Below are 1,648 nucleotides of genomic sequence, written 5' to 3'. Positions count from 1 at the left end.
CAGGACGAACGCTGGCGGCGTGCTTAACACATGCAAGTCGAACGATGAAGAGGAGCTTGCTCCTTGGATTAGTGGCGAACGGGTGAGTAACACGTGAGCAATCTGCCCTTGACTCTGGGATAAGCGTTGGAAACGACGTCTAATACCGGATACGACCCTCGGAGGCATCTCCTGGGGGTGGAAAGAATTTTGGTCAAGGATGAGCTCGCGGCCTATCAGCTTGTTGGTGAGGTAATGGCTCACCAAGGCGACGACGGGTAGCCGGCCTGAGAGGGTGACCGGCCACACTGGGACTGAGACACGGCCCAGACTCCTACGGGAGGCAGCAGTGGGGAATATTGCACAATGGGCGAAAGCCTGATGCAGCAACGCCGCGTGAGGGACGACGGCCTTCGGGTTGTAAACCTCTTTTAGTAGGGAAGAAGCGAAAGTGACGGTACCTGCAGAAAAAGCACCGGCTAACTACGTGCCAGCAGCCGCGGTAATACGTAGGGTGCAAGCGTTGTCCGGAATTATTGGGCGTAAAGAGCTCGTAGGCGGTTTGTCGCGTCTGCTGTGAAAACCCGAGGCTCAACCTCGGGCCTGCAGTGGGTACGGGCAGACTAGAGTGCGGTAGGGGAGATTGGAATTCCTGGTGTAGCGGTGGAATGCGCAGATATCAGGAGGAACACCGATGGCGAAGGCAGATCTCTGGGCCGTAACTGACGCTGAGGAGCGAAAGCATGGGGAGCGAACAGGATTAGATACCCTGGTAGTCCATGCCGTAAACGTTGGGAACTAGATGTGGGGACCATTCCACGGTCTCCGTGTCGCAGCTAACGCATTAAGTTCCCCGCCTGGGGAGTACGGCCGCAAGGCTAAAACTCAAAGGAATTGACGGGGGCCCGCACAAGCGGCGGAGCATGCGGATTAATTCGATGCAACGCGAAGAACCTTACCAAGACTTGACATATACGAGAACGGGCCAGAAATGGTCAACTCTTTGGACACTCGTAAACAGGTGGTGCATGGTTGTCGTCAGCTCGTGTCGTGAGATGTTGGGTTAAGTCCCGCAACGAGCGCAACCCTCGTCCTATGTTGCCAGCACGTAATGGTGGGAACTCATGGGATACTGCCGGGGTCAACTCGGAGGAAGGTGGGGATGACGTCAAATCATCATGCCCCTTATGTCTTGGGCTTCACGCATGCTACAATGGCCGGTACAAAGGGCTGCAATACCGTAAGGTGGAGCGAATCCCAAAAAGCCGGTCTCAGTTCGGATTGAGGTCTGCAACTCGACCTCATGAAGTCGGAGTCGCTAGTAATCGCAGATCAGCAACGCTGCGGTGAATACGTTCCCGGGCCTTGTACACACCGCCCGTCAAGTCATGAAAGTCGGTAACACCCGAAGCCAGTGGCCTAACCCGCAAGGGGAGGAGCTGTCGAAGGTGGGATCGGTGATTAGGACTAAGTCGTAACAAGGTAGCCGTACCGGAAGGTGCGGCTGGATCACCTCCTTTCTAAGGAGCACGTGCACCTCTCCTCTGTATACAGGGAGATCAACGGTGCCAGTCATACTCAGACGAATGTTCTGGGATGGCGCTCATGGGTGGAACATTGACATTGATGCCGGATGAAGTTCATCTGATTCAGTACGCTCCTTCGGGGG

The 1,648-nt window shown here is 55.5% G+C and carries 1 rRNA gene; it reads left to right on the top strand.

What is annotated here, in order from left to right:
* Window positions 1–1,499, top strand: a 16S ribosomal RNA gene (locus ABD791_RS21200); the annotation flags it as partial.
* Window positions 1,500–1,648: the final 149 nt, after the last annotated feature.

It is taken from the genome of Glaciibacter kafniensis (genome assembly GCF_039538945.1).
Classification (GTDB): Bacteria; Actinomycetota; Actinomycetes; order Actinomycetales; family Microbacteriaceae; genus Cryobacterium; species Cryobacterium kafniensis.
Note: the sequence above shows the minus strand (reverse complement) of the source record. Positions and strands in the feature narration are given on the sequence as shown.